This window comes from Thermodesulfobacteriota bacterium, assembly GCA_036482575.1.
Taxonomy (GTDB): Bacteria; Desulfobacterota; GWC2-55-46; order GWC2-55-46; family JAUVFY01; genus JAZGJJ01.
Genome location: JAZGJJ010000234.1, coordinates 1 through 4,274 on the forward strand (window position 1 = coordinate 1; position 4,274 = coordinate 4,274).

The following is a 4,274-nucleotide window of genomic DNA, read 5'->3' on the forward strand; positions in this document are numbered from 1 at the left end:
AGATCCGCGAAAAAGTCCTGGCGCACGGGCAGAGGCTGCTGCCGGTCCTTTATGCCGGGGATGCCGGACGCGTGGCCGGGGTGGTCACGAGGACCGACATACTGAAACTCCTCCAGGAGGAGCTCGCCGAGAAACCCGGCAGGGTGGAGAAGAAACGACGGCTGACCTCGCTCATGAAGGAGCGGCTCCCGGGCTGGGCCCTGGAGATTCTGAGAGAGATCGGCCGGACCGCCGAGGGGCTCGGCTTCCAGTCCTACGTCGTTGGCGGCTTCGTAAGGGACCTCCTCCTGAAACGCGAGAACCTCGATATGGACGTAGTGATCGAAGGGGACGGCATAAAGTTCGCCGCGAAGTTCGCCGAAGGAAAGGGGCTCAAGGTCAGAAGCCACGAGCGCTTCAAGACCGCGGTGGTGATATTCCCGGACGGAATAATCCGCCCCGCGGGCTTCAAGCTGGACGTGGCCACCGCGAGGCTCGAGTACTACGAGAGGCCGAGCGCGCTCCCAACGGTCGAGCTCTCCTCGCTGAAGCTCGACCTCTACAGGCGCGACTTTACCATAAACACCCTTGCCGTGGCGCTTAACCCCGAAAGGTTCGGGGAGGTAGTGGACTTCTTCAGCGCCCAGCGCGACATAAAGGAGAAGACCATCAAGGTGCTCCACAACCTGAGCTTCGTCGAGGACCCCACCAGGGCCTTCCGTGCCGTGCGCTTCGCCGAGAGGTTCGGCTTCAGGATGGCCCGGCACACGCTGAACCTCATAAAGAACACCGTAAAACTCGACATAATAAAGAAACTCTCCGGCCCAAGGCTCCGCGACGAGATGAAGAACGTCCTCAAGGAGGACGCGGCCGCCGGGGCGGTTAAGAGGCTCGACGAGTTGGGGCTCCTGAAACTCATCCATCCGTCACTTGCCTGGGACGAGCGGACCGAAAAGCTCTTCGAGAGGACGCGGGAGGTACTCGCCTGGCACCGCCTCCTCTATACCCCCGACAGGGTGGAGGAGTGGCTCACGCTGTTGCTCGCCCTGACCGACGGACTTACCGAAGAGGAGTTCGCGGCGCTCGGCAGGAGGCTCTCGATCGTGGGCAAGAAGAGACAGGCCGTCGTCACCGGAAGGAGCGGAAGCAGGAAGGCTCTGAAGTTGATCGAGACCGGCAGGGTGAAAACGAACGGCGACCTGTACGAACTCCTCCACCCGCTCCCTCTCGAACTTTTACTGTATCTCATGGCCGGGACGGAAGAGGAGCAGGTGAAGAAGGACCTCTCAAACTACGTAACCCACCTCCGGAACGTAAAGGTCTCGCTCGGGGGTAACGACCTTAAGAAACTTGGAGTGGCCGAAGGGCCGGACATGGGAGAGATCCTCGGCGTCCTGTTCAGAAAGAAGCTCAATGGCGAGGTGGAGACGAAAAAGGACGAGGAGGAGTTCGTAAAGGAGTGGCTCGCCACCATAAAGGGCCGGGCGTAACGGCATGGAAGGGGAAAAAACCGGGCCGGATAATTTTTAAAAAGACTCACGGAGCAGCTCGCTGTCGAGAAGTGCGTTGAGTGCGAATGCCTTCAGGGCGCGTTCGTTCAGATAAGGCTCGACCGTCCGGCCCTTACAGAAGAGGTCGAACGGCTCATGGCGAAGCGGTTCCACAAGTGCCTTGGGTGCGAGCCCTGCCCGCCAGCGGAGATATGGGTGTCGAGTACTTGAAGGAGAAGGGATAGAGCCGGGCCGGGGCCCTTTCGTCATGGGGTGGAGATGGAGTCCGGCAGGTTGAAGAGTTCCCTTTCCATCTCCGGGTTCACCTCTACCGACGAGTAGCTTATGAGGAGCCGCTCCCCCTCGCCGTTCTCGATCGATACGCTCATGGGTACGACCACGCCCTCGATCTCGCGGTAGTCCTCCATGGCCGCCTTCAGCACGAGAACGCCGTCTTCGAACTTGACGAGCTTTGATACACGGCCGTCCCCGTCGGTTGAGAACTCGTAGTCGCCCCCGCTGCCGCCACTGTCCCCCCTCCCCCCCCTGCCCGCCCTCCCCCCGCCTTCGGGATACGTCCCACGGGGCATGCCCATGAGGAACGAGACGAGTTCACGGGCGCCGAAGGGATAGGGTTGCGCCGGGTCATCCCAGCGGTAGCTCTTTACCTTTCCCTCCGAGTAAAGGGCTATGCGCCGGCTGTCGCTTACCAGCACCGAAACGGCCTGTCCGAGCGGTCCGAGTATCTCAATCCTTACAAGGTCGGGCCTCTTTACCAGTATAACGGCCCTGCCCTTCAACTCCTTCGCGGTAAGCTCCACCCTGGCCCGGGCCCTTAAAGAGTCCGGGACGAGCAAAGGGGAAGGGGCCGGGAGAAGGGTTCCTGAGGTAGCGGCGGGCGGGACGGAACGGGACGTGGTGTCGGGAATACGGGAGGAGGTTAACGTGCAACCCGAAGCAAGGAAAAGGGCCAGGAGAAGGGGAAAAAATACCCTCGGAAAGGAAAGCACCGCTACTCGCTCTCGCCCCCGAGGTCCGCCTTGACCCTGTCCAACTTGCTCTTGAGCGCCTCGTTATCCGGGTCGAGCAGGTTGGCCTTCTCGTACGCGTCCCTGGCCTTTTTCTTGAAACTCCCCTTCAAGTAGGCATCTCCGAGGTGCTCGACCACGACCGGGTCTTCGGGGAGGTACTGGGTGGCCTTCTCCAGTTCCATGACCGCCTTATCGAACTCCCCCTTTTTGTAATATACCCATCCGAGACTGTCGATGATATGACCGCTTTCGGGCTTAACGGCAAGGGCCTTCTTTACGTACTCTTCCGCCTCATCGAGCCTTATACCCTTTTCGGCGAAGGTATATCCCACGTAGTTGAGCGCATTGGCATGTCCGGGATCGAGGTCTATGACCTTGAGCATGGTATTTACCGACTCCTCGTACCTGTCGGCCTCGTCGTATAGAACGCCGAGGGTAAAGAGCAGGTCGGTATTATCGGGGGAGAGTTCAAGCGCCTCCTCGATGGCCGCCATGGCCTCGGTGAACTTACCCGCCTCTCTCAAGACCGAAGCGAGGAGCCTGTAGAGTTCCGCGTCGCCGCCCTTCAACTCTATGGCCTCCCTTATCGCCGCCACCGCGTCATCGACCCTGCCCTGCCTCTCGTATATAAAAGCCGTGTGTATCTTGGCGTCCACAAACACCTTGTCGTTGGCGGGTATCTTCTTGAACTCCTCTATGGCCTTTTCAAACTCCCCCTTCTCCTCATAGGTCGCACCGAGATAATAACGGGCCCTGTGCGCCTGCGGCTTCTCCTCAAGCACCCACCTGAACTCGGCCGCGGCCTTATCGAACATCTGTTGCTCGAAGTAGATGAGCCCGATCTTGGTCATGGCGTCGAGCCTGTCGGGCTTGCTCTTCTTTAGCTCATCATACAGGCCGAGGGCCTCATCGAGCCTGTTCTGCTGGATAAAGAGGGTCGCGAGCCTGTTCTTGAGCTCACGGCTGTGCGGCACGACTTCGAGCGCTTTCCGGTAGGTCTCTATCGCCTTATCCACCTGCTTGGCCTGCTCGTAGGCGAGGCCGAGCTCCAGGTATACGGAGCCGAAGGACGGGTTTATGTCGATGGCCCTGCTGAAGTGTTCGGCGGCCTTTGCGTAGTGCGACCTCGCCGCCTCTACCCTGCCCAGGTAGTAATAGCCGACGGCGGAATCGGGCCTTTGCTCAACGAGCCTCTCAAAGACGTCGGTGGCCTCATCGAACCTCCCCTTCTTCGCATAAAAAGCGCCCAGGAAGATATAGGCCTTGCGCCCCTCACGGTCGAGCTCTATCGCCGTCTCGAGCTCCTTTATGGCCTCCTCCTCCTTCCCGGTGAGGAGGTATATCTCCCCGAGAAAGAGATGGGCGGGCACGTAGGTGGGGTCGACGTCGACGGCCTTCTCAAGCAGGCTCTCCGCGAGCTCGTTATCACCCTTCCTTATGTAGAGGTGTGACAGGTCGGTATAGAGGAGCGGAGAGAGCGGGTCGGCCTGTATGGCCCTCCTGTAATAGACAATGGCCCCGTCTATGTCGCCCTTCTTGCGGGACAGGTGCGCCATGGAAAAGAAGTAGTAGGCGCTGGCGTTGGGCCGGTGGGGCGTCAGGACCCTCACAAAGCCCTTGTCTGGAGCGATGTTCCTGCCTCCTCCCGCCACGGACACCGAACTGCAGGCCGGGACCAGTAAGAGCAGGGGTAAGGCCAGAAATAATGCGCGGCCGCTATGTATGTAACTTTTCATCATGTATGCCTCCTGCGATTGCTTTGCTGCAAATGCCC

Annotated in this window: 3 protein-coding genes; 1 reads left to right on the plus strand and 2 read right to left on the minus strand. The window is 59.9% G+C overall.

Annotated elements, in window-relative coordinates:
• On the plus strand, positions 1-1,469 hold a 1,469-nt coding region (locus V3W31_10400), incomplete at its 5' end, for a hypothetical protein (protein ID MEE9615340.1).
• 266 nt (positions 1,470-1,735) lie between these two features.
• Here V3W31_10400 and V3W31_10405 read toward each other — a convergent pair.
• Positions 1,736-2,326 carry a hypothetical protein gene (locus tag V3W31_10405; protein MEE9615341.1) on the minus strand — a complete coding sequence of 197 codons (591 nt, stop codon included), beginning with the start codon at positions 2,324-2,326 and terminating at the stop codon, positions 1,736-1,738.
• A 155-nt stretch (positions 2,327-2,481) separates the two neighbouring features.
• Positions 2,482-4,236, minus strand: a complete 1,755-nt coding sequence (locus V3W31_10410; GenBank protein MEE9615342.1) for a tetratricopeptide repeat protein — start codon at positions 4,234-4,236, stop codon at positions 2,482-2,484.
• Positions 4,237-4,274: the final 38 nt, after the last annotated feature.